The organism is Natronorubrum thiooxidans (assembly GCF_900156475.1).
In the GTDB taxonomy this organism is placed as follows: Archaea; Halobacteriota; Halobacteria; order Halobacteriales; family Natrialbaceae; genus Natronorubrum; species Natronorubrum thiooxidans.
Genome location: NZ_FTNR01000027.1, coordinates 1 through 24,205 on the forward strand (window position 1 = coordinate 1; position 24,205 = coordinate 24,205).

The 24,205-nt window shown below is 53.4% G+C and carries 14 protein-coding genes, 7 pseudogenes and 3 CRISPR repeat arrays; of the genes and pseudogenes, 11 read left to right on the forward strand and 10 right to left on the reverse strand.

Annotation, left to right across the window (positions count from 1 at the left end; genetic code table 11):
• On the reverse strand, positions 1-734 hold a 734-nt coding region (locus BW940_RS19545; RefSeq protein ID WP_173834926.1), incomplete at its 3' end, for an IS4 family transposase.
• A gap of 754 nt (positions 735-1,488) precedes the next feature.
• On the opposite strand from BW940_RS19545, the gene BW940_RS19555 reads away from it, so the two are divergent.
• Together BW940_RS19555 and BW940_RS19560 are read left to right on the forward strand one after the other, a co-directional pair.
• A complete protein-coding gene (locus tag BW940_RS19555) occupies positions 1,489-2,325 on the forward strand; it encodes a ParA family protein (protein ID WP_076610851.1) in 837 nt (278 codons plus the stop codon).
• Positions 2,318-2,704 (forward strand): hypothetical protein, encoded by a 387-nt coding sequence (locus BW940_RS19560; protein WP_076610852.1) that lies wholly within the window; start codon positions 2,318-2,320, stop codon positions 2,702-2,704. The genes BW940_RS19555 and BW940_RS19560 overlap by 8 nt, the downstream gene beginning before the upstream one ends.
• Positions 2,705-3,041: 337 nt before the next feature.
• Positions 3,042-3,598: a CRISPR direct-repeat array (repeat unit 30 nt; unit sequence GCTTCAACCCCACAAGGGTTCGTCTGTAAC).
• A 367-nt stretch (positions 3,599-3,965) separates the two neighbouring features.
• Here the strand turns inward: BW940_RS19560 and BW940_RS22245 are convergent.
• A pseudogene (locus BW940_RS22245) lies at positions 3,966-4,465 on the reverse strand (hypothetical protein); the annotation flags it as partial.
• Here BW940_RS22245 and BW940_RS19570 point away from each other — a divergent pair.
• On the forward strand, positions 4,370-4,663 hold the full coding sequence (locus BW940_RS19570) for a hypothetical protein (protein WP_076610853.1): 294 nt from the start codon (positions 4,370-4,372) through the stop codon (positions 4,661-4,663). The pseudogene BW940_RS22245 and the gene BW940_RS19570 sit on opposite strands and share 96 nt — an antisense overlap.
• A gap of 242 nt (positions 4,664-4,905) precedes the next feature.
• Positions 4,906-5,657: direct repeats of the CRISPR family, unit length 30 nt.
• Between the two features lie 99 nt (positions 5,658-5,756).
• On the opposite strand, the gene cas2 is transcribed toward BW940_RS19570, so the two are convergent.
• The 3 genes and pseudogenes from cas2 to BW940_RS22580 all read right to left on the reverse strand — a co-directional run.
• Positions 5,757-6,017, reverse strand: coding sequence for a CRISPR-associated endonuclease Cas2 (cas2, locus tag BW940_RS19575; RefSeq protein WP_076610854.1), 261 nt, complete (start codon positions 6,015-6,017; stop codon positions 5,757-5,759).
• Position 6,018: 1 nt separating this feature from the next.
• A pseudogene (cas1, locus tag BW940_RS19580) lies at positions 6,019-6,429 on the reverse strand (CRISPR-associated endonuclease Cas1); the annotation flags it as partial.
• 199 nt (positions 6,430-6,628) lie between these two features.
• Positions 6,629-6,754, reverse strand: a pseudogene (locus BW940_RS22580) (CRISPR-associated endonuclease Cas2); the annotation flags it as partial.
• A 100-nt stretch (positions 6,755-6,854) separates the two neighbouring features.
• On the opposite strand from BW940_RS22580, the pseudogene BW940_RS19590 reads away from it, so the two are divergent.
• From BW940_RS19590 to BW940_RS19610, 6 genes and pseudogenes are all read left to right on the forward strand, one after another.
• Positions 6,855-7,739 (forward strand): annotated as a pseudogene (locus BW940_RS19590) (IS1595 family transposase).
• Positions 7,740-7,846: 107 nt separating this feature from the next.
• Positions 7,847-7,918 (forward strand): annotated as a pseudogene (locus BW940_RS22720) (IS6 family transposase); the annotation flags it as partial.
• Positions 7,919-8,025: 107 nt separating this feature from the next.
• On the forward strand, positions 8,026-8,868 hold the full coding sequence (locus BW940_RS19595; RefSeq protein WP_076610856.1) for a sister chromatid cohesion protein PDS5: 843 nt from the start codon (positions 8,026-8,028) through the stop codon (positions 8,866-8,868).
• 16 nt (positions 8,869-8,884) lie between these two features.
• Complete coding sequence (locus BW940_RS20945) at positions 8,885-11,176, forward strand: DEAD/DEAH box helicase (RefSeq protein ID WP_084776834.1); 2,292 nt, start codon at positions 8,885-8,887, stop codon at positions 11,174-11,176.
• A 472-nt stretch (positions 11,177-11,648) separates the two neighbouring features.
• A complete protein-coding gene (locus BW940_RS21305; RefSeq protein WP_143823963.1) occupies positions 11,649-12,053 on the forward strand; it encodes a hypothetical protein in 405 nt (134 codons plus the stop codon).
• 131 nt (positions 12,054-12,184) lie between these two features.
• Positions 12,185-13,176, forward strand: a pseudogene (locus BW940_RS19610) (transposase).
• A 105-nt stretch (positions 13,177-13,281) separates the two neighbouring features.
• On the opposite strand, the gene BW940_RS19615 reads toward BW940_RS19610, so the two are convergent.
• The 5 genes from BW940_RS19615 to cas6 form a co-directional block, all read right to left on the reverse strand.
• Positions 13,282-15,912, reverse strand: coding sequence for a CRISPR-associated endonuclease Cas3'' (locus BW940_RS19615; RefSeq protein ID WP_076610859.1), 2,631 nt, complete (start codon positions 15,910-15,912; stop codon positions 13,282-13,284).
• A gap of 21 nt (positions 15,913-15,933) precedes the next feature.
• Positions 15,934-16,758, reverse strand: a complete 825-nt coding sequence (cas5b, locus tag BW940_RS19620) for a type I-B CRISPR-associated protein Cas5b (protein ID WP_076610860.1) — start codon at positions 16,756-16,758, stop codon at positions 15,934-15,936.
• Between the two features lie 51 nt (positions 16,759-16,809).
• The gene (cas7b, locus tag BW940_RS19625; RefSeq protein WP_076610861.1) at positions 16,810-17,835 is read right to left on the reverse strand and encodes a type I-B CRISPR-associated protein Cas7/Csh2; all 1,026 of its coding nucleotides are present in this window, start codon (positions 17,833-17,835) and stop codon (positions 16,810-16,812) included.
• 19 nt (positions 17,836-17,854) lie between these two features.
• The gene (locus BW940_RS19630) at positions 17,855-19,696 is read right to left on the reverse strand and encodes a TM1802 family CRISPR-associated protein (protein WP_216819689.1); all 1,842 of its coding nucleotides are present in this window, start codon (positions 19,694-19,696) and stop codon (positions 17,855-17,857) included.
• A gap of 419 nt (positions 19,697-20,115) precedes the next feature.
• Positions 20,116-20,871: a CRISPR-associated endoribonuclease Cas6 gene (gene cas6, locus BW940_RS19635; protein ID WP_076610863.1), complete on the reverse strand. Its 756-nt coding sequence runs from the start codon at positions 20,869-20,871 to the stop codon at positions 20,116-20,118.
• Positions 20,872-21,041: 170 nt separating this feature from the next.
• Positions 21,042-22,318: direct repeats of the CRISPR family, unit length 30 nt; unit sequence GCTTCAACCCCACAAGGGTTCGTCTGTAAC.
• A gap of 558 nt (positions 22,319-22,876) precedes the next feature.
• Here cas6 and BW940_RS19640 point away from each other — a divergent pair.
• A complete protein-coding gene (locus BW940_RS19640; RefSeq protein WP_159440198.1) occupies positions 22,877-23,560 on the forward strand; it encodes a restriction endonuclease in 684 nt (227 codons plus the stop codon).
• A 38-nt stretch (positions 23,561-23,598) separates the two neighbouring features.
• Positions 23,599-23,778, forward strand: a pseudogene (locus BW940_RS19645) (ISH3 family transposase); the annotation flags it as partial.
• Positions 23,779-24,205: the final 427 nt, after the last annotated feature.

Sequence of the window (24,205 nt, forward strand, 5' to 3'; positions counted from 1 at the left end):
ACGTCGATGTATTTGCGGGAAAGGTCGTCGACGATGTCAAAGATTTTCTCGCCTTCCAAGGGAATGGCGCGGCCGCGCCATTCCCGTAATTCCTCGGTTACAACCGGGTTTGCGCTCTTTTTCAGCCGGCTAACAAAGTAGCCGTCGTTCTCGTCGATCAACGCGAACCGCCGGTACTTGAAATAGGCGAGATCGAAGATCGCTAATCGTTCTTCCAGCCACGAACCTGTGTTGAACAACGTGCTGTCATGCGTTTTCTCGTCTGTGACGCTGAAGTGTTCGACCGTCTGATCAGTGACGTTGTGGAGCAGGTGGAGCTTCGCTCCAGCCTGCTCCTCGTGACGTGCTTTGTACTCTTCAGAGAGCAACTCGTGCAACCGCAGGACGGTTCCATCAGCGATCATCACGTCCCGAAAGCGGTCGAACTCATCAGAGACGGTGTGAGGCACAGCGACCTCGTCGAACCCGTATTCGACGAGGTCGCGGAGGTACTCTGCGAGTGTCGGAGTCAACCGCTGATAGAAACCACCCGGAGAGATCGACTCGTCAGCAGTGGAGTTGTAGGTTCGTCTGAAGGCTGCAAGCGTTCGGCTTTCGCCTGCGGCGAAGCCGAACGCAAACGACCAGACAAGTGGCGGGAGCTGAAGCTTCCCCTCGTGCTCGACCACGCCGACACCTTCGGCGTGGTCTTCGAGTGCTTCAGAAGGAAGGAGGTTAGTGAGACGACGTTCAATATGACGTGAGGAGGGTTCTGTGTGCACAGCTGAATCCTCCTTATTCCTTCCGAAAAGTTGTCCCGATAAGCCGCCGCAGTCATGCGATTCTTCGCTTAGCTAAAGACGGATGCCCTCACGAACATGCTGTGTTCACTCGAGGGTATGTCGGTGCTTGTCGATGGCCGCGATGAGGCGTGGCGACCGACGACGTTGGCCCTCGAGTGTCACGACGACCGTTGGCACTCGAGTCGTGGGACCAACGACTTGTTGACGATTTGCCGACGTGCCGGTTGGGAGCTTCGAAGCGTGACGTTCGGTGTGCGAAAACGGCTGACCTTCGAACCAGTTGCTGACCAATAGTATTGGTGAAGGCCAGTGTGGGGGTGTCGTTTTGTGTGCCGCAACTCCTGTAACACTCTCGAGCGAGTAGGCCTGTGGCCAGCGTATCGACTGTCACATCCGCGATAGAAGTGTGTCTGCGGTCTACTATCCCGAGTCACCACTCTAATCGGATGAGTCGATCTGGTCTTGTTGGTTGTCATCGACAGGCTCTTCGAGGGAGTTTGATCAGATCCTGATGAGAGGAACTTTTGATTAGGAACAATCGCTTTCTACAAGATACACGGTCTCTTAGGATCTTTAGAACGCCTATGACAATTGCTTCAGTCATCGCTATAGCTTATCCTATAGGAATTACGTTAGTTGATACTGTAGCAGATTTTAATGCTTTACATACATTTATGACTATTGGATACACTGTAGGAATTACACTATGTCAAAACCGATGCGAGCCGCTGCCTTCCTAGATAAGGGTGGAGTTGGGAAGACAACGGCAACGGCGCACTTGGGGGTCGCACTTCACAACAATGGGTACGACGTCCTCATGATCGACCTCGCAGGGAAGCAAAACGACTTGGCCAAACACTTCGGCCTCCTCGAGGAGTGGGAAGAAAGCGAGCAGAAGCCGAACATCGCTCATGTCTTCGACGATTCGTGGGACTATATTGCCGAGAATATCGACGGTGTCGTTGAGAAACTCACGCTGGCGACCGAGGAGGGTCCCGATCTCATGCCCGCCCACAAAGGGCTGGACCAGGTTGACGACGAACTCGCTAGCCGCCCGGTCGAAGAGCGGTACGTGATCTTCGATCAGTTCCTCTCCGAGCATGTTGAACCACAGGGATACGACGTTATCCTCATCGACCTCCCAGGTCTCACGAACAATATCACGCTCAACGGACTCCAGGCCGCCGAGAACATTATCGCCCCAATAGAACTCGGCGAGTTCGAAGAGGCACAACTCGAGGCGCTCCACGAAGATCTCGAGGAGTATAACGCGACACTGGATACGAAACTCTCGGTTCAGATGATTATCCCGAACCGCGTTCAGGCCTCGACGAATCTGGACTCGGAGTTGCTCGATGAACTAGCTGACGAGTATCCGGAGACGGTCGCCCCGAATCACGTCCCGCAGTCCCAGGACATTCGCAACGCACAGTCTGATGGGATGACTGCCTTCGGTCTCGAGGAACCCTCGAGCACGGCTACGCGCGCACGCGATGCATACGAAGCGAACGCAGCTGAACTGGTGGAGCGAATTCATGAGTGACGACATGGACGTCTTCGACGAACTCGAGGAGAAAGGCAGTCGTGTTGCTGCCGTCGACGATGATCGCGAAGAATTCAAAGACCGCATTCGTGAGGAACTCGCCGCGATTGATGACGGTGACAAGCAAAAGACTGTCTCGATTTGGGACGGTGATATGGCAGCTGTGATTCGGGCGCTCGAGGACGATGGCGAACTGACTGACCTCGGAGAGAAAGTCGGTGCAGAGCTTCAGAAGTCGCTCGGTCGTGAGCCCAATATTGACGATCTCGATCGGAGCGAACTTCTCCGAATGGCATTCCGGCTTGGGATGCAGGATGGCGCTCCTGGAGTCATCGACGATCTTGTTGCGGTCAAGAAAGAATCGGTCGAACAGCTTTAGATACCTCTACAGGTTGAAAAGGGTGAGTAACTCGGGGCTTGCCCCCGAGGTACTTCACACTCCTCGCTATCGTCCATATTATCGCTTTAGCTACAGGGAAAGCTAATAAATCAGCTATGGCTTTTCCTATAGGCTTACCTGTAGGAAAACCTAACGTAGATTCTGTACAATTCTGATAGGCCATGCGGTCCGGCATTACTCGCTGAGATCTTAAACGAGTACTTGGTTCAATACGCGCTCGTCTAAAACTGTCCCGTCGGCTCTCACTGCTTGATCTCAGCGTACTTCGACCCCACCGAACGAACACGACGAGACTGCGGTAGCCGTGTCGAGCGTCGCTTCAACCCCACAAGGGTTCGTCTGTAACCTCGAGATGGCCGATCCAGGTACGGGCGAAGAGGACGCTTCAACCCCACACGGGTTCGTCTGTAACGAGTCAACGACAGTGACGCTCGAGGCGATCGAGGAGCTTCAACCCCACAAGGGTTCGTCTGTAACGCAGGATAGTCCCCGATAGGGTACCCGTTAAACGGGCTTCAACCCCACAAGGGTTCGTCTGTAACGACGTCGATGGTGAAGCTGAAGCGTTCGTCCCAGTCGCTTCAACCCCACAAGGGTTCGTCTGTAACCGCGAGCATAGGTCGGGAGGCCGGAACAGTCGAGAGGCTTCAACCCCACAAGGGTTCGTCTGTAACTCGGTTTTCCGCGAGTCATAAATCCCGTTATTCATGCTTCAACCCCACAAGGGTTCGTCTGTAACGCCTCTTTGACGGCCTCGAGGTGGCGTCGAAACGGGCTTCAACCCCACAAGGGTTCGTCTGTAACGGGTATGCCGAAACGAAGCCGTCAGAGTCTCTAACGCGGCTTCAACCCCACAAGGGTTCGTCTGTAACCATGCCGGAAACCCGGCCATAGGAACCGTACTTGTCACTCTCACAAATCTGTTTCCGTCGACCTGCAATAGCCGACAAACCTCTGGGGGTCGACGGAAACAATGACTGCGACACCCGACCACTTGCTTCTCGGTACATCCTCTGGATTTGCTAACCTCGTCACATTGTTTCCTGAGACAGCTGATGTCTTCAGACACATCCGTAGGCGGGCCACTCGAGGAAGACCGACTATGACCGATCGAGTGACGTACTGCCCAGTAGCCGTACCGAGCAAACAGCCGCTTTCGTGCAGGGTTTCAGTGTGGCGTGGAGAGTGCAACCCTTCTCAGGGGTTGTGAGTTGCCTGGGGACACCCTCGAGTGTGGACGTCAGGTGTCTCCAGCCTCGAAGGTCTCACCCGGAATATCGGCATTGTCCATCAACAGAACACGTCGCTCGGTGTACTCAAGGCCGTTCTTTCGCTGTCTCCTTTTTTCACAGCAAGCCGGCCCTTCGAGAGTTCGAGCAACGCGTCGATCGTCCGAGAGACCAACTTCTTCGCATAGGAATCACTGACGCCCGCCTCCTGGCGACGGATCCAGTGTTTCATATCGCCGGCACTGACGTACTCACGAACGCCAGCGCTCCCTTTCTGCCAGGGATTGTCACTAACCGTCGAGTCGACACATGCCTTCCAGAACTTCGAAGCGAGTCGTGACGGCAGTGAGGACGTCGTTGCACGGAGCATATTCTCGTCCATCTTTGCGAGTTGCTGAATCGGGAGCAGGTCCGCGTGTGCGAGAGCGACGTCTCCACCATGCTCGAGGCGATCGTCACTCTCGGGGAGGCGGAAGTAGCGTTGCCAGTCGTCTTTGCGGATGCGCTCGAGGGCGACGGCGGACTGTCTGACCTCGGCGAGAAAGTCGGTGCAGAGCTTCAGAAATCACTCGGTTGTGAGCCCAATATTGATGATCTCGATCAGAGCGAACTTCTCCGAATGGCATTTCGGCTTGGGATGCAGAATGGGGCTCCCGGCGTCATCGACGATCTCGTTGCGGTCAAGAAAGAACCGGTCGAACAGCTGTAGAATTCCCTATAATTTCTACTATAGTCTATACTATTGGCCCAGCTACAGCAAACTCTAATATCTTGGTTATAGCTCCCCCTATAGGATTTTCTGTAGAATATCCTAATACAGCTTCTGGTACAGTTCCAATAGGCTATACGTGTCCGTCATTACTCGTTGAGGTCTCGAACGACTACCTATCTCGATCAACACGCCCTCGTCTGAAATTTTCTCTTCGGCTCTCGCTGCTTGATCTCAGCGTAGCTTCAACCCCACAACGGTTCGTCTGAAACTCGCACCAATCTCTCGAATCCTCGAACTCGAGAGAGCTTCAACCCCACAAGGGTTCGTCTGAAACAGCCACTCTTGAGCAGCCCCTTCGAGATTATCACGGCTTCAACCCCACAAGGGTTCGTCTGAAACGGCGAGCTGGGCTTTGTCCTCGTCGTCCTCGTCCTCGCTTCAACCCCACAAGGGTTCGTCTGAAACCAGCCGAGGTCTTTGGCGCGAGCGGTGCCGACGCCGCTTCAACCCCACAAGGGTTCGTCTGAAACCCGAGATGACTGACCGGGACCGGTCGACCGTTTCTCGCTTCAACCCCACAAGGGTTCGTCTGAAACTCCCGATCGGAGCGCGGTCAAACTAAAGAGGACGAGGCTTCAACCCCACAAGGGTTCGTCTGAAACCCGCGAGAGCGAGGAGCAGGCTCGAGAGCAAACCATCGCTTCAACCCCACAAGGGTTCGTCTGAAACCGGCCAAAAGCGCCACCGCTCACGGTACAACGACCGGCTTCAACCCCACAAGGGTTCGTCTGAAACGTTGCGCCATGCCGACCCAAAGACGACCTCGGAAATGGCTTCAACCCCACAAGGGTTCGTCTGAAACTCGGCTGGAGATAGCCATCATCGTCGGTCGAGAAGCCGCTTCAACCCCACAAGGGTTCGTCTGAAACCCGGGCTCGTCGAGATCGTCGGCTGGTCCTCGGCTTCAACCCCACAAGGGTTCGTCTGAAACCATGCCCGATATCCAGGCGACAGTTACTCTGTGGGACGTCTCCAACAAAGAACTTCCGTCGACCTCCAATAACCGCTCAACCCTAGGGGGTCGACGATTCTACAGAAACCGCTGGTCTTCTGTTGGATCTTCGCCGTAGACAGCCCGATCGAGGATCGAATCTGACGAGAGCTCGTAGATAATCGTCGATTCCCCGGGCTCGAGCAAATCATCGATCTCGTTTCGGAGTTTCTTAAGGTCTCCTTCAGAGATTTCACCCTCGAGGACGGAGTTCTGGACGTGGGTGAGGTATCGGCGGCCGATCTTCAGGGCCTTGTGGGTGCGGTCAGCCTGGAGATCGTAGACCATGATGACGTACATTTCACCACCACCGTTCAAACGACTCGTACGGCTCGCCCGTCAGGAGATGCTTTTTGAGTTTGTACGCCTCGAGTCGAAGCAGGTACTGGTAGCTCACTTTCCGGTTGAGATCGGGGTGATCGACAGTTCGCTCGAGGGTTTCCTCGAACGCTTTGGTGTAGGTCTGGCGGCCCCGCTTGTTCAGCAGGCACGATCCGAGGTCGGTCTCGAAGTCGTCGTGAGCGATCTGCCCGCGGTTGACCAGACGAAACAGGACGCGATCGGCGAGGACGGGTTTGAACAGGTCGGCCAGATCGAGCGACAGCGAGTAGCGCCGTTCGCCGGGTTCGTGGAGGTAACTGATCGTCGGATCGAGTGCGGTTGCCCGGATCGCCGAGACGCAGTTGGCGTAGACTAGTGAGTTGCCGAACGTTTCAACCCCACAAGGGTTCGTCTGAAACTCGACGGCGTCTTTCGCGACCGCCGTTTCTTCGAGGCTTCAACACCACAAGAGTTCGTCTGAAACCATGCCCAATATTCGGGCTACAGTCCCTGTGTGGTACAGACAGAATAAAGAACTTCCGTCGACCGTCAATACTTGGATAGCCCCACGGGATCGACGATTTTCCCTATTACAGGAAGTGCTGATCCTCTGTAGGATCCCCACCGTATACGGTTCGGTTGAGGAGAGAATCCAATGAGTGCTCGTAGATAATCGTCGATTCTCCTGGATCGAGCAAACCATCAATCTCTCCGCGAATTTTTTGTATACGCTCTTCGGAAGCAGATTGTTGGTCGAACAGAGCTGGTGCTGTGAAAGCGTAGCGGGCAAGGGTGATGCGTCAGCATCACCCAACTATGTTCCCAGTTGAAGTGTTTCGTTCGGAGACGAGCGCCGCGAACCTGCTGGAGCAGGTTCGCTGGCGCGAGGGCCTCCAGTGCCCGCGCTGCCAGTCTGAATCGGTGATCAAGTACGGCAGCTATCGAGAGTATCAGCGGTATCGCTGTAAAAATTGTGGACGCACGTTCAACGACAAGACCGGCACGATCTTCGCGCACGCGAAGATCGGCCTCGATAAGCTGTTGTTCGCGTTCTATTCGTTGCTCCGGTTCAACACGAGTATCCGTCAGTTAGACGCTGAGTTTGATGTCTCGTATCGGTCGCTTCACCGGCGCGTCGAGCGCTTCGCCAGAACGCTCGACGCGCCTCGCATCGATCTCGTTGGGCCAGTCGAAATCGATGAGTTCTACGTCTCCGCCGGGAAGAAAGGCCGCGAGCGCGACTAACCGTCGCGCTCGCGTGGCCTGTCGAAACGTGGACGAGGAAGCTACGACGGATATAAGCCACCTGTGTTTGTCCTCGTTGATCGCGGCAGCGATCAGCGATACGTCATCCCATCGAAATCCGCCGACGAATCAACCGTGCGACTCCTCCTCGATGACCACGAGGAGGAGTCGCTGACAGTCTATACCGACGGATTTCGTGCCTACGACCCATTGGAGAAGGACGAAACGTACCAGCGAGAAGCGGTTATTCACGGCGAAGGCGAGTACGTTGACGGAGACGCGCACGTGAATACGTGCGAGAGCCACGCGTCGCTGGCGCGACGGTGGCTCTCGCCTCATCGAGGCATCTCGAAGAACAAACTCACCGCGTATCTCAGACTCTTCGAACTTCGCCGGAAAATCCTACGCAAACCCGGACGAGACGTCCTGAAAGAAATCATTCAAACTGTTCTCTGACTCACCAACAATGTCCTTCACAAGAGCGTTTTCTCAATCAGTTCAACCTGTAGAATCTGGTCGCTCACCGTAAACTGTGGCGTTAAACCACGGAAGTACAGCTATGACACCTTCACAACCATCAAAGACCGCATCAATCGCTCGATGGAAAGACGCCAGCTGAGGAGGTACTGAACTAGACAGTGCCGGCTCGGACTCTCCGTCGAGCAAAACGTACGATACTGCTCTCGCGGAACGGAACGCACACTACCCGGACAAAGGGTACAATCTCGTCAAGATCGATTTTATGAGCCCACCCGGTGAGGCGCTCACGTTACTCAGGCACTCACTGACGTTGTCTGCAATCACAATCCGGCCTGCGACTGAGTTCGAAGACTTCGTCGTCTACGATCAGCACGGCCATGGATACGGTCACGACGACCTCCACGGCTTACCGGAAGCTACTGATCCCGACCGAGTTGACGAGTTACTCGACACCATCCAATCGAGCGACGGCAAAGAACAGCGATTAGCGCTACTGAGGCTCGCTACGATCGCTGAGACCGATCCCGAGACGTGTCTGTCAGCAATCCCGGTACTGACGACACAACTGAAAACGTCCGAACCAAGCGTGCAGGCCGAAGCCCTCACCGCCTTGTCCCACATCGCTGACGAGCACCCAGAGCAAGTAACGCCAGCAGCCGAAGACGTACTCACAGTTCTCATACCGACCACCGACTCGGAACCGCTCGCGGACGCCATCAGTATCGTTGCAGCAATCGCCGATCACAATCCAGATGCAGTTATTGATGCCGTCCCGAAACTGGCGACACTGTTGCAAGACGGCTCCCCAGCCGACGCGAAAGCGATTACTGCCCTTCAGCGGATCGCAGCCTCGTATCCAAACACCGTCGCGCCGATCACACCGCAGTTCCTGACCTACATCGAGGACGGCGACGACACGCAGCGGATCGGCCCATTCGCAGTGCTCGGCATGCTCTCAAAAGAGTACCCGCACGTTGCCGAAGATACGATCCCGACAGCGATCGAGTTGCTCGACGCTACACACTACAAACTCTGCGCAAACGCCGCTGGACTCCTCGCTCCATCAACTATCGTATCTACCAAAATAATTATAATGGTTACATAACCAGTTACTATCACGAATGGGAATTGATCTTGACCATATAGTTACAGAGTTCCACTCTCTCGAAATATCTCTCAAAAAAATCGAAGAAGAAAACCTCTATAACACCGACACCTCGACGATATCTGGTTCTATAGATACTATTCGACAGAAATTTGGTGCATATAATGAACTAACAGATGACGAAGGTCGAATTAAAATACCTCTCCACGAGGCGAACAGTGCCGAACTAACCGGAGATTTTCTCTTGTATTCGCCAACCTCGCTAAGGCCAGTCTATGCGTATTATAATATTGAAAAGCAAAGTCGGTCTCGTATACAGCCTTCAAAAATTGATGACACGGTTTTTGCACATCACGTTCGATTTTGGACGTCAAAATATACGCCTACCACGGAGCCTAGCTATATAAATTCAAATAATAGTGAGAAGAAGATTTCTGCTCCGTCATCGGTTGTCGAGCCCAAAATCAAATATAACGATTCTGAAGAAGAGCAATTCTACGATCGATTACGTTCCTTCGTTTCGGATCAGCGAGAGACTGCTCGAATTGAGGCCCGAGATGCTTATGAACAGTATCCTTTCTCTGCATTCCGAAATCAATATGATGGTGTCCCAACTTTGGTTCCGCTTAGTTTTAGATCGGCAACAACTGAGCTTGGTCCACGGCTCACAGTTATTCTCCCAGACGAGTTTAGGAACAAAGACTTCAGAGGAGATTATGGCATCTACAAAGAAAATGAAGTCCTTGTTGATGTCATTGAGACAGATGGCGGAATAAATAGTGATAAAATAAATAAATTGTTGCCTGCAGAAGGTATTATTAAAGGCATTAATGCACACCGTTCTGTCATAGAGTTGCTGACTGATAGATGTGATGTTAAAGCAATAAAAATTCTAAGAACCATCGTTGAGGAAAGCGAAGATAGTCTTCTCAGGATTGCACCTCTATTCAATCCCGTTCCTTATAATAGAGAGTTCTCCGCAGTTCAGACTGCTGAAAAATCCGATGAAAAGCGAGAGATAATTACTGGTGCTGAGCCTGTTACTTTCGAACCTGACAAGACGATCGGAGCTGAATTCTCGTTATTAAACAACCACCAAACAGTCGCTGCAGAACGGGTAATTTCATCAAACGAAGTTCTCTGCATTCATGGACCACCTGGTACAGGAAAGACACGAACCCTCGTTACACTGATTCGTGAACTTGTCAATTCTGGGAATAGAGTTTTAGCTTGTGCTCATTCAAATCAGGCCACAGATAATCTTCTCGTTGGAACGAGCACTTTCGACGAGGCAGATCCTGGCTCACTACATGGTACCCTTCCCGATGATATCTCAGTTGCCCGTGTAGGCTCGAACGTAACCACCCGCATTGTCTCGTCGAATTACTGGGTGCGGAATTCAAATGCAAATGCAGCCACGGCAGATGTGGTTTGCGCTACAATGAGTGCGGCCTCTGACTTTACCGTGAACGAATTCGACTTTGCAGTTGTCGACGAAGCCTCTCAGGCATCTATTCCTGCATCACTTATCCCATTCAATTCAGCAGAAAAGATAGTATTAGCCGGGGATCATAAGCAGTTGCCCCCATATTCCTCTTCTGAATTAGAAGAACAGGAAATGGAGATATCTCTGTTTGAGCATTTTATCGAACGCTACGGTGATGATGTGACTACTCTACTCCAAAAGCAATATCGTATGAATGAATTGATCGCTTCTTTCTCTAATCAAGCCTTCTATGAAGGTCGTCTTGAAACAGCTATTCGAAATAAAGACTGGACTCTTGATGGCTTTGATCCTGTCTTGGCTATTGATATTGAGGGCAAAGAAGACAGAGCGAACGGAAAATCTCGCAAGAATACAGACGAGGCAAAATCAGTAGCACAGCGTGTTCTTGAATTTCGAGAAGCAGGAATCGCCTCATCCGAAATTGGAGTTATTACCGCTTATCGAGGACAAATTGGGGCGATCAAGAGTGAACTCTCGAATATAGATCCATCAACTAATAACGTGAAAATAGATACAATCGACTCTTTTCAGGGAAGTGAGCGAGAAGCTATCATTGTCTCGTTTGTTCGGTCAAACGAAAACGGAAACGCAGGATTCCTTACTTTCCCTGATGAGGGGCCACGTCGATTGAACGTTGCGTTGACACGCGCACGTAAGCAGTTGACTCTCATCGGAAACTGGGAAACCCTCTGCTCTAGTGAGAATCGTGAAGATTGTACTGCTGTATATCAGAACCTCTTCGATTGGCTAAACGAACAGGATCTTGTCCGATCCAAGCAACCAACACAGTTACAAAAGTAGTTGTTTGAGTAATGATGTTGGTTCTAGTTGAATACTTGTTCCGTGGGATCGGAGAAGATAACGAACCGCTCACATTTGGCGTTCAAGTAGAAAGGCGGCTTCGACAATAACCGATCCAGACTCAAAGAATTCGCTGAACAGCACGATCGATAATATCTCTTCAGTTCGTCTGGTGACTGGCTGGAAGGAGATGACATTATAAATATCGGTAGTGATGAATTGGTAGATTATATTTGTTCACGGTTTCAGGAACTTGACCCGATAGAATTAGATCGTCTTTGTTGCTGTCTCCAAATCTACGAATCCACTCAAGAATAGAAAAGCGAATTTGACGGCTCGAAGTGCATACACGAAAAATTCCCGTCAGTGTTCACCAATATTGACATTTATTTAGTTTCATCTAGATCTCAAAACACTAACTATCCTATTATCTGGGGAATTGTTATCTGTACGGCATGTGTAATAGTCACTGATGGCAGAGTTTAACCGCCGTCGAAAAGACAAAGCGCACGACGTTGGTGATTCTTCCCCAGGAACAGTAGGAGATAGCCAGGGAACGTTTCATGATCGAATTGGAGGGGGGCCATCATTTGATCCTGATGACCAAAACACAATGTCAGAAAGTGAAGTGAATGAGTATCTTGGGCAATCTAACTCCAAAAACCAGTCAAAGAAGAAAAATAAGCAGAACAAGAAGTCCAGAGTTAATAAAGAGAACAGTGAACGATCCAAGTCGAATCAAGAGAGTCAAAATAACAGTAAGCGAATGAGGTATGCCAGACGGTATGGTGATTCTTGGTCAACGAAACAGAAGATGCAGTTCCTCCAAGAACATGATGTCTCAGCATCAGAGATGGGATGGAAGTTGAAAGAATAGGTCGATCCTCTTCAGAGTTTGTTAATTTTCCCATCGATTATGGCCTATGTATGCCCTCATCATCCAATAACAAAATGAGGGTGTCATAGAACAGTTCTCATACCAGAGAGCAGGGTGAACGCTGAGGTGGTATGAGCCCAGCGACCCTGCAAGATAATCCTACGGTAGAGACGTTCTTCAATGTCGTGGAGACGGAGACGCTAGCGCTGTTTGAGCATCTCTCCTTCGAGTTTCTCGAAGAGTTCGACGTGTTCGCCCCGGCGCAGACGGGGCGAACACGAGATCACAAACCACCCGAGATGATGCGTGGCTTTCTGCACTGCTACTACAAGGACATCTACGGCATCCGTCCGGTTGCGCGAGAACTGAACAACACAGTCGTTTGGCTCAGCTGTGGCTTCGATCGACCGCCGTCGAGAGACGCGGTCGATCGCTTCCTCACCGATCTTGAGCACGTTGTTGACAAGATCTTCGACCATCTCGTCGAGCAGGCCGCCTTACGGGGCCTGCTCGACTTGACCTACTCTATTGATTCGACAGACGTGAGAACAATGCCTGCCGATCAAGACGCGTCGAAATGCTACGATCCAACGGCTGAAGAGTACTACTATGGCTACGGCTGCACGATCGTTTCGACCGGTTCGAAGATTCCGATTGCAGCAGAGTTCACCGAGAGCAAACAAGCTCCAGAAGAGACGGCGATGCGCGTCACACGTGACGCGCTCGCCGTCGAAACACCGATCTGGATGCTTGGAGACAGCGCCTACGACACACTCGATTGGCATGACTACCTGCTGGGCGCAGGAGTCGTGCCAATCGCCCCGTACAACGCACGAAACACCGACGATCAACTGGACATTGAGTACAGGGTCGAAGACCGTATCAAAGAACACAGCACAGACGTGCAGCTGAAGCGATCGACGTTAGATGAGGCGTACAACGCCGGACAGGCGTCGAACGAACTAACGACGCAGTCAAGGACTGCGGCCTCGGGCACGTCCGCGCCCGAGGCCGCGTCCATGCACGAGCACAGGTGTTCCTGTCCTTGTGCCTGCGCCTCGTTATTGCGATCACCAACTACGAACGAGGAGACAATCCGGGAAGCACGATCATCACGGTGTGACAAAAGTTCTATGACACCCTCATTGTCTGACAATGGCTTTGTTATCTCCGAGCGATCCATGGTGGCTGCCGGGGTCACCTCTTTTTGAACGTCGTAATCCAAGGACTATTCGAGTCCAAAGACAGGGTCGTAGTGTTCCGATTGGGCGTCGACGAGGTAGTACTCGGAGTTCCCGACATCCATAGTTGTCGCTTGTGCTGGTGGTTGAGCCGATACGTGTGTGCCGGAGCGTTTGAGTAACGTTTCCTCTGAGATTATTGTTGATTCGCCCATACCACCGGCGTTGCGCTCGGCTGCAGTTGAGCAGATGACGACGTCTTCGTAGTCGTCGATCTCTTCGATCATGCGCTCGTCCGCCAGATCGTTCACGCGACAGTCGCGGATGTACTTGGCGAGTGTGTCCGACCCCGGGTCATACTGCGTGTTGATGTGGCGATAGAACTGGTCGACGATTTCCCCGACCATTCTGCCTTCCGGGATCGTTCTCGAACGCTCTGCGGTGAGCACCTCCTCAGTCGCGTGCAACAATGGAAGATCCTCGGTTCCACGCGACCCATGTATCACGCGAGACGGAATTTGGTCACGATCGGGCGGCGCTGCAAGCGTCCAGATAGTCACGCGACCCATGGTGCCATCGAACGAGCGATTGCATCGTCCTCCCGACTGGACGATGTTCGGAATCGGTGCGATGTCCCGATACACCTTATCAAAACTGATGTCGACGCCCGCCTCGACAACGCTCGTCGAAATCATGATGACCCGATGCTCCGAAGCCAGTAGCGGCTCCGTCTCCGTGTCTTCATCGTAGAGCGCATTGATGATTAACTGGCGATCATCAGGACGTATGTCCCCAGAGAGATACGCGAGAATCGGGACCTCTTCCTCTGTCGACCTGATCGCTTCATCGACGACGAGCGTCCGCAACTCGTCGACACTCGGGGAAACACCAGTTCGCTCCATCTCTCGATTCAGCACTTCGCCGACCTTGACTATCGTTCCCTCCACGGACGAGACGAGGGCGTCCTCCGTTCGAGCGTGCAGTTCTCGAGCGCTGGCTCTGGTATTGCAGATGGCGAGCGTATCGTCCTCGGATACAGGTGACGTCGCCAGCCGTTCGGCTGCAGTCCGGTAGTCGATAGGTTTTGTATCGCTGCCGATGCTCTCGTCGATAACGTATTCAACGCGCGGATTCTCCTTTAGGAAGTCGACGTACACCTCTCTATCACCAACAAGCGTCGTCGATTCCAGCTGGTTCGTTCCGTACTCGATGAGCCGGGGCTGGGTCGCCGTCATTAGTATCACCGTCGCATCGTACTGCGTCACGAGAATCCCGATCAAGTCGACGACGATCTTCCACCAGCGCTCCGGAATGGCCTGTGGCTCGTCGAGAACGACGACTGCATCCTGTAGCGCAGGGAGTTTTGTTGCCTGCCGTCCAGTCGGTGCGGCGAGTGATTCGAAGAGCTGCACGGTCGTCGTGAGCGTGAGATCGCTTCGCCACGATTCGGCGTGCAACGCCCCGACGGACCGACCGATGTCGGCGTCCGTGTACTTTTCACCGAGGTTGCTGAGCGTCGTCGAGAGGTGATGGTGGAGCGTGAACGACGGATCGGTCACGTCGACGTCGAATATCCGCTCAATCTCCGTAGCTGTCTGGTCCAGAATGCTGGTGTACGGGAGCGCGTACACGAAGTTGCCGCCAGTCAACTCGCACGCTCTGAGTCCGGCGGCAAGCCCTGCGAACGTCTTCCCAAATCCCGTCGGCAGCGTGACGAGCCCAACGGAGTCCTCCATCTCCACCAGCGTCTCGACGTTCTTTACGGTCTGCTCCTGTGCCTGGTTTCGAAGTTTGTTGAGTCGCCCCTTGATACCGGTCTCCTCTGGCAACTCGCACTCGATGAACCGTTCGAGCGTCTCGGTGGTTAGGTTCGAGTTCTCTGCTGAGGGTCGCATGGATGTCCTCTCGGAGCCCTGAAGCGTTGTCCAGACTGATTCCGACGTTTCGTTGATATCTTCGAGGTGAATAGTCAGGTCCGTCCCGAGACTTGCAGCCAGCTGATCCGCGTGCTTTAGGGTCGACCAGAGACGAATCAGATCGCCGTAGTAGCGTGTTCCTCGTGCGCGTGACGCGAGGGCTTGTGCGAGCGTATCCATCGCACGCTCGTTATCGTACCAGTCGAGAAAATCACTCCACGATGTCGAATACCCCGGTGCGACCGCCTCTTCGAGGATCTCGTTCGCGACCGCTTCAGCACCTGAGTGCTGGCCGATGTTCTCGAGTTGGTATTCGACGACCCGGTACCGGTTGACGACGTTCTGTTTGTTCGACGTATAGATCTGCTTGCTGTGGGTTGGATCCGGTGGTGCCGAGCGCTTGTGATGGTGAGCAACCACCAGCGCAGCGAGAACAGCGTCTCGCCTGTCGACCGTATCGTACGTTTCTGCACAGTATAGCGCAACCAAGGCGCTAGGGAACCCGTGGTATCGGTACTCCTCGCTGTAGTCAAGCGGTATGCCGCGGAGGTGCTGCTGCGCCCAGGTAGTTGCCTTCGCGATGTCGTGAGTCAATCCAGTGACTTTCGCGAGCGTCTGGAGTTCGACGCCTTGTGCGGTCGTCACGTCCTCCGTAAGATCGGACTGCATGACGTGGCTGACTGCACGCAGGTGGTCCGTGAGCAGGATTGGGTCTTCCCCCTGTTCGTCACCTGGATGCGAGATGTACTGTTCGAATTCCATATTTGGTTGTCATCGAGAGATTCAGCTGAAGCTCACGACGTGCCGTCCGGTATCGTACGCGAGCTGCCCCTTCACAGTGAGTGCACGGTCCCGTTCGAGTGCGTACGTCACGTTCCCGAAGGTTGTGGTGCGTCGGCCGCCTCCGTCGGTTGCTTCCATGTAGAGCGGCGAACGTTCGCGACAGACGGTGACTCCTGGCTTGGGCACGACGGTCGACCCCTCGAGTTCGCAGACGGTCGAATCGACCTCGATAGGTTCGTCATCCGCTTCTGTCAGCGAGTGGCGCTCGACGTCGTTGATCTCTGCGAGGCACTCCGAGAGCCCAAGCGACGGCGAGTAGTGGTACCGGGACTCCGAGAGCCGCTCGAAGAGTTCCGTCTCGACGTCTTCGGCGGCTAGCGATACGTAGATTCGATACTTCGGGTCGACGAGCATCTCATATGGGTCGCGCTGCCGGTCGAGTTCGACGTAGGACTCCGGCGTCAACGCCTTGACGCCTTTTGTGTAGTGGACGTCCGGAGGAATGTACTTGATTGCCTCGTCGGCCTTCGTGTTGACGGTTGTCGTCGATACCGACACAGTGTGTGGGTTATTGAGTGGAACCACCGACACAGCAGAGTTGTCCGGTTGGAAGAGGTCGTAGTAAGTGTCCCGGTCGTATCCCAGGATCCCAGCCAGTAATCCGGCGACTGTCGTCCGTGGAGGAATACGGTACGTTGGTTTCGCGCTATTGTTACCGACCTTCTTGAAGTGAGCATACCCTGAGGTAATCGTGAACCCGATGCAACTCTCGGGGGTAAACTCAGCGCTTTCACTGATGAAGGCCTCGATCTGGGTCTGTGTCATAGTCTCGACAGCCGTGATACTCGGGTATCGATATAGAGCACCCAGTTGTGCTCACTCATTCGTATATCGCTTGTAGACGTCGTACATCTCGACCGTCTTTTCGCCGAGAGCGTCGACGAGAACGTCTCGGAAATCGTCACGACCGCCGCTATTCCCATTTGGAAGTTTGAATTCAACGGCGGTGTCTGCAGTCAGGTACACCGTCTCGATGCGATCGCTGTGTTCGTCAAGCGCTGCAATCAGCCGGCGAACGTCGAGCTGATAGTCGGTGACGCTCCGCATCTCCGAGACCGTGGTTTCCGGATCCACGTCGATTCGATCATCGAGTCTTCCAATCTCGAACGCGTCGGGGCCGTACTCGACACGGAGATAGAGCCGAGGCTGCTGTCCGACCTTCGAGCGAGTTATTGTTTGATTCTTTAGCGACCGCCAGATGAGCGTGTCCAAACGTTCCACGTCCGCTTTCGTGAGATGAGTCGTGTTCGCGCCGTTTTCGTTGATTCGACCACCGAAGCCAATGACACCGTACTCGATACGATGGTCGGTCGCGAACGTCCCCTGCTTGGAATCCTCATTGTTCGCGATGACGGTTGCCAGCTCCTTGGACTCCGTATTACGGTCGACTTTGTGATAGCTCCGGCCGTGACCGAACTGTACTGGGCCCTGGAATTGGTCCGGTAGTCGTCCGGAGAGATCGGTGTCGACTGAGATGGTCGCGCCGAAGTATCGAACGTCAGTCGCCGCACCAAGGAACCCCTCGACAACTTCGTCGTCGTCCAGGTCTGCTGGGTCTCCGTTGAGTTCCTCGTACAGCGCCTCGTACATCTTTTCCCTGGTGTAGACGCCGTTGTCGGGGTTCTTGATTAGGATTGCGTCACCGTCGTCGTCGATCTGGTCTCGGATGTAGCGTTTTAGGCGGACGTCGGTCACGATACACTGACCCGTATTGGGGTCAATTCGGGGCTCGTTGTCAGCTGTCAGTGGATCACCATTCGGGTTGGTGTCCTTGGCGTCGATGACGAGAGCAATCTCTGAGCGGTTCTCGACAATGTCGTCTTCCGTCGTGTTATCAGTCATTGTAGTGGTAGTGGTGTGCTTATTTGTCGTTGCTTGCGTCATCGCTGTAGTCACCGATCGAGGTATCGCTTCGACCGTAGGAGAGACCGAGTCCGTAGTGCATCCGCAGGTCAGAGGTACTCAACTTCCACTCAGTGGGTGGCTTCTGGTGAACAATATCGTTCAGCCGTTCCACGTAGCGAGTGTTCATGATCGAATTCACGTTCTCATCTTCCTCAGAGTACACCACGTTCTTGTCGAGGACCTGGCTGAGCGTCGTCGAAAACCGTTGTAGCGTGAGGGAGTCGATCGGATGCTGCCGCATAACGGTCCGCGAGAGGTCCTTCTTCGGACTCGTTTGGTAAGCTGCGAGACGCCCGACTAGCGCCCCAAGGAGGAACGCACCCTGCCGCTCGCCATTCTGGGCGAGGGCAGGATGTGCCTCGATGAACTGGTCTAGACGCTGTTCGCGATTCTCAAATGATGCTTTCTCCGCCATCTGCTGTGCTGGATTACTGTCGTTTTTCATCGTCTCTATCTGAACGGGTTGCGTGAGGGGCGACGGCGCGTCACCGGACCGCTGTCCTGGCATTCCGAGAACGCCAGCGCGTGCTAATGCCTGGTATTGGACGTACTGGCGAGTCAGCAATGAATCCGGAACCGGGAGATCGTCCTCACCGAAAGAACTGCGTTGCTCTTGCTCGAGGCGAGGAACGTACTGGTCCATGAGCCACTCCGGGTTGAGCCTGGTATCTGGCCCCAGGCACTGTCGAGTGGCGGTCGTCCATGGGTCGCTAGCACCGTAGTTGTCGTCGTCCTCGTTGGCTTTCCGGTCGAAGAACGTACTTGCGAAGTACCCGCCGTTCAGCAGTCCACTGAAGACGGCGTCGGACATCGACGACATAAGGTACTCACTTCCGTCATATCCGTCGTCGTTCGTCTGACTGTTCGTTCGGCCGTATGGTGGACTCGGGAACAGTGGTGGCCTGCCCGGCCGGCGAACCAACAAATTACTGCCGAGGAGTTCGGTGTGCGCGTCGGCAATCGCACGAATCTTTCGAACCGAAACACTCGGCTCTTCCATGAGGATCTTCGACTTTCTGCCAGGTTCGTAGACAACCGAATAATACAGTTGCACGTCAGTATCGTACAACCGACTACTTCGGTCAGTCAACTCGTCGCTGAGCACTGAGACGATCTGACCATTGTCATCTATTGCTTTGCGAGCCAGGTCGTACAGTGCGACCGCTTCCTTAGGACCCGGGTTCGCTAGATATGGAATGACGTACAGGCGTGTGTCGTCCCGGAGGAGGTGGACGAACTGTTTGACAATGGACGACCCAGTGATGACTGCGAAGGCGGTATCACTGCTCAGAGGCCTGTTTCGCCAACTTTCGTCCGGCGAGAGGTTCGGGAAGGATTCGGCCATCTTCCCTTGGTGTCGCTCAAGCGGGGAGTCACTGAGCCCGAACACTTCGCCATGTTCTCCAGTCACGAAGTCCGTCGCCGTCCCCGAGCTGTCTTTTGCTTCGGAGTAACTCCGCATCTGGTTCGCGACCCAACGACGTTTGGTGACCTCGTTCAAGACTTCGAATTCGCCCGGGTACTGGAACCGACCATCTTTTTCGGTTCGAATTCGAAGTGAGAGGACACCGGTAAACCCGTCAGGGAACCGATTCTTGAACTCCGCTTGGACTGTTTCCTCCAACTCCGAGAGTGCGTCTGCCTTGAACGATGCGAGACACTCGATGAGGTCGCCATCCGGATGTCCCGCTGCCACCTCGCTTGCCACGTCCGACCGCAACCACTGGGTGAACAGGTCGGTGATGTACCCCGCACACTTCGCTGGCGACTTGTCCGTAATATCATGCGCGAGAGACATATTGTGTCCTCTCGCCCGACTGTCCTGACGACTGTACCCGACACGCAGGAGTTTCTCCCGGTCGATGGGCTCGGTGTAAAGCGAAGTAGTAGGATCGATACCGTCCGACTCATTGTCGGATTCGGCAGCTACTAAGTCATCAGCCGTCGCAATACGGACGTTCCCGTCGGAAACGTCAACCGGGACGCTGGCCATCCCAATTTCTTGCTCGAAGTAGTCTGGTCTCGCCTCGGGCGTCAATCGTCGCTGAACGTATTTCTGCTCGATACCGACGTCTTCGTACTTCAGGGACAGGTACGTACTGTGAAGTCGGCCGTACAGGTGCGCGATATCGTATATTGAGGAGTATGCTCGATCCAGTAGAATTTCGTCAAGCGTGTTTCGATTTGCTTCCGGCTCGATGACGTTGCTCGCTGTCATTATTGGACGTTCACGAACCCGAGTCCGAGACTATTACGCTCGCCGATACCGACGTCGAGTGCGAGGTTGAGATGGCGTCGGTGATGGTCATCCCGTACGGTATAATCGAATTTCCACTTGCTCAATACATAAGTCATCTCTTGGCTTTCAGTTACCGTTATGGGCACTGCGAACGTCTTGAGCAGTTCGTACCCATCGAACAGTTCACCGTCGACATCGCTCGGTCCCGGTAAGTGTTCTCGCTCGAATAGTCGGTGTTTCTTGTCGAGATTTGCCTCGAGTTGCTTGATTAGGGGTTCAGTTGTATGTTCAGGTCGCCAAAAGACAGCTGTCTCGCCGCTGGGATGGTCGATTCCGTACTCCTCGCACTTCCAGGGTGGGATCCTAATCAAGAGTCCAGTCCCAGTCTCGAGTGTACCCCGTGTCCCTGGCTCGCCGACGTCAGGCTCGAGTGCGTGGACGTCTTCGATACGAAAAGGCATCTCGCCGATGTTCAGTTCTCGCTCTTCGAGCAGATCTGCAGCTACGTTCGCGAGTAACTGTTCGTCATGCGAGGCGATGAGCAGTTTTCGCTCATCACCTTCGTGTATGTTCCCTGGTGGGAATGGATTCGACATGACAAACCCTGGTGGGTCACCAGAGTCGTGCAAGTGGTCGTACTCGGTTCCCTCGAGCGCACCCCAAATCCGTCCGCGTAGTTTGTGATGATACGCGTTGTCGTACGCGGCGTCCGCTCGAGCAGACAAGTGTGCCATAATCCGCACTGTCAGTGGTCACCTCTATTTTGAATTACCATTGTCTATGAACGTAGCTGAACAGCCCTGATGGATATATTTGTGGGTGAATTACTACATTGACTTTTAGTAAGCCACAAGGGTTCGTCTGTAACGATCATGACCCCGAAAACCGCAACCTGTGACCGAGAGTTTCAACCTCACAAGGGTTCGTCTGTAACAACTGCTCTGACGGCCGGGGTTTAACCCACACGCTGCTTCAACCCTACAAGGGTTCGTCTGTAACGAGCCGCCGCCGTGGTCGACGATATTGAGGTTCTCGCTTCAACCCCACACGGGTTCGTCCGTAACTGTCTCGATGACGTGCCGGGTCTTGGTGACACCAAGCTTCAACCCCACAAGGGTTCGTCTGTAACCCACGTCGTCGCGGTACCCCGTGAGATACGCCTCGCCGCTTCAACCCCACGAGGGTTCGTCTGTAACTGCCGGGCCAACGCCGGCCGCCGTCCAGTCGATGACGCTTCAACCCCACAAGGGTTCGTCTGTAACTCGATCGTCTCCGTAACTCCTTCGTCGGCCGCTTGGCTTCAACTCCACAAGGGTTCGTCTGTAACTGCGCTGCCTGCTGCGAACACGGAGAGCAGTAGCATGCTTCAACCCCACAAGGGTTCGTCTGTAACGTGCTCGACGTCCAACTCCGTCCCGACGTCGAGGCTTCAACCCCACAAGGGTTCGTCTGTAACTAGAGGGGGGGCATGGGATTGCACTCTCCGACGACGCTTCAACCCCACAAGGGTTCGTCTGTAACACCAGCATGAACGCCGACATGAGCCCCAGCACGAGGCTTCAACCCCACAAGGGTTCGTCTGTAACGAGCTGGCATCTGTCCGTACGGATACGCGCCGACGCTTCAACCCCACAAGGGTTCGTCTGTAACCACCAGAATCGCCACTGGGTGATGCGGGAGCTCAAGCTTCAACCCCACAAGGGTTCGTCTGTAACTGGAGAGTGTGGAGATTGTGGAGGCAGAGCAATGAGCTTCAACCCCACAAGGGTTCGTCTGTAACCGCAACGGATTCGATCGCGAACTGCTGCTCGACGACGCTTCAACCCCACAAGGGTTCGTCTGTAACCACCTCGATGCGCTCGCCTTCGCCGGACTCGATGCCGCTTCAACCCCACAAGGGTTCGTCTGTAACGCAGCTGCTTTCGATAACGTTGCCGAGGACGTCGTAGCTCGCTTCAACCCCACAAGGGTTCGTCTGTAACTTGACTTCCTCTTGGGAACTCAACTCTGGGTCCAGAAGCTTCAACCCCACAAGGGTTCGTCTGTAACCACCATCCTCGATATGGTGGTCAAAGACGACATCTCGCTTCAACCCCACAAGGGTTCGTCTGTAACTATCGCTATCCTCGCGATCTACCTGCTGGCCGGACAGCTTCAACCCCACAAGGGTTCGTCTGTAACCATGCCGGAATCCCAGCGCTGAGCGCCACTACTGTCTGCTCACACAAAGCGATTTCCGTCGACCTCCAATAGTCCGCTACCCCCGGAGGGTCGACGATCGGCACACAAAACCAGTTCGGACTCGAGAGGTGAGCGATGAGAGGTCGATTCGCTCGTCGTCGAGGTTCATTTCGTCGCAGACCTTCACGATGAACCGTTTCGCTTTTCGAGCGTCTGAGCGACTCTGCGGAGGCGTGTCCTCGTTGTTCTCAATAGACTCGAGGCGCTGTAACGAAATTTCGTATGGACATCACTCCAGAACGCACTTAATCGCGTACTCGGTAGATTCGGCGGCAAAACTGTGTCTATGGACAAAATCAGCCGTTTATGATCTTTCTTTTTGACTTGTCCATCGAGTTCCCGTTCGTAGAGATGATCAGGCTTCTTTCGATCAATAGTAATACACGGTACGTATTCTGTATTGAGTGGACTCAAGAATTCACTTCGCGTTCTGAAAATAGACACCGATTATTTCCCCAATTCAGTGATCTTATATCCGGTGCAAATCTTGGCAGAACAGTGAGCAGAACTTTGCCCAAGGAGAAGATTCTCGCCACCCTTCGTCGTATTGATCCATACGTCTTTGAGAAGTTCATTGGCGAAGTCTGGGAAGGGCAGGGGTACAACACCACAGTTCGGAGAGGCAGCGATGATCGCGGTATCGATGTTGTTGCCACAAAGAGAACAAAAAAGGAGCTACTCCAAGTCAAACGGTATTCTTCGGAAAATAAGGTTGGGAGTCAAAAAGTTCGAAAATATGCAACCCTGTATCAGCAAGTGGGAGACGCAGATCAAGTTATCATTATTACTAGTGGATTTTTCACTGATGAGGCTAAGACCTTAGGACGAAATCTCGATGTAGAATTGATCGATGCAGACCAACTTTTCGACCTTGTTCAAAAGTATACTCCCGATCTCGCTACAGATTATCTGGAAGGTGATTACCCCACTAGATGTTCTGACTCTACAGGAAGAAATCCATTTAATCACCCATGGAAATTTTCCAGAATATCTGAAAATCAAGGTATATTTGATAATTGTCCTGAATGCATAAGAGGCCATATTTGGCTTGGTCAGCTAAAAAATAATAATAGAATTAGGCTGAAATGTGAACGATGTGATTCAATGTGGAAAGAGGATATAGAACAGGATGGATGGTGGATCTTTGCCCGAGAAAAAAACGTTGGGTGGATACGGATGTGAGAGATCTACTGTTAACAGACCTAATTGAACCCTCAACTCATCAAAACACAGTTCTGTACCACCTCCGCGAGAAGTTCGATCTGGAATCGGTTGCGCAAACCGGAAACACGCTACTTTGGACGGACGTTCTCGACTTTCTGCCCGGGCAGGTAGAGGTTGGCCACGATCTTCACCTGCGGTCCTACTATGATGATGAAGACGAGATAGACGGCCTCTATTCAGGAATTATTGATGATCGCGCTCAGGTCGGCAGGCCATGGATCTGATTCCAGATCTCCTTCATTTTCAACGTGAATCCGAGAGAAGTAATACTCACCATTCGCCGCCTCATCTGAAACTAGGTACGTCCATTCGGTTTCCCAAATGTCATCTTCGGTACTTCCCGACTGGTGTGAGAGCTGGAGCTAAAGCGTTGGTCTCATGAGGAAGATGTCTGGTTGAGTGAATGTGTTCAGTATCCCTCAGCCAGACGGTGTTCTTTCGGATTCGGACGTGAAAGATTTAGCGGAAGACGTCATCTGCCAGCTCCCCTTGCCAGGGATCGAGGGCTGAGTGATCAGCGCAACCTCTGAACACCGGGGAGGAATGTCTCGATCCAGTCACTAGCGAAGCTCAGTCGGTGACTCAACCGGAGAAATGTCTCGG

What these genes read in the sequence shown, in the direction of transcription:
- BW940_RS19555 (WP_076610851.1), top strand. Translation starts at nt 1,489, where the DNA reads ATGTCAAAACCGATGCGAGCCGCTGCCTTCCTAGATAAGGGTGGAGTT.
- cas2 (WP_076610854.1), bottom strand. Translation starts at nt 6,017, where the DNA reads ATGTACGTCATCATGGTCTACGATCTCCAGGCTGACCGCACCCACAAG.
- cas7b (WP_076610861.1), bottom strand. Translation starts at nt 17,835, where the DNA reads ATGACTGATAACACGACGGAAGACGACATTGTCGAGAACCGCTCAGAG.
- BW940_RS19615 (WP_076610859.1), bottom strand. Translation starts at nt 15,912, where the DNA reads ATGGAATTCGAACAGTACATCTCGCATCCAGGTGACGAACAGGGGGAA.
- BW940_RS19560 (WP_076610852.1), top strand. Translation starts at nt 2,318, where the DNA reads ATGAGTGACGACATGGACGTCTTCGACGAACTCGAGGAGAAAGGCAGT.
- BW940_RS20945 (WP_084776834.1), top strand. Translation starts at nt 8,885, where the DNA reads ATGGGAATTGATCTTGACCATATAGTTACAGAGTTCCACTCTCTCGAA.
- cas5b (WP_076610860.1), bottom strand. Translation starts at nt 16,758, where the DNA reads ATGACACAGACCCAGATCGAGGCCTTCATCAGTGAAAGCGCTGAGTTT.
- BW940_RS19630 (WP_216819689.1), bottom strand. Translation starts at nt 19,696, where the DNA reads ATGTCTCTCGCGCATGATATTACGGACAAGTCGCCAGCGAAGTGTGCG.
- BW940_RS21305 (WP_143823963.1), top strand. Translation starts at nt 11,649, where the DNA reads ATGGCAGAGTTTAACCGCCGTCGAAAAGACAAAGCGCACGACGTTGGT.
- cas6 (WP_076610863.1), bottom strand. Translation starts at nt 20,871, where the DNA reads ATGGCACACTTGTCTGCTCGAGCGGACGCCGCGTACGACAACGCGTAT.
- BW940_RS19595 (WP_076610856.1), top strand. Translation starts at nt 8,026, where the DNA reads ATGAGCCCACCCGGTGAGGCGCTCACGTTACTCAGGCACTCACTGACG.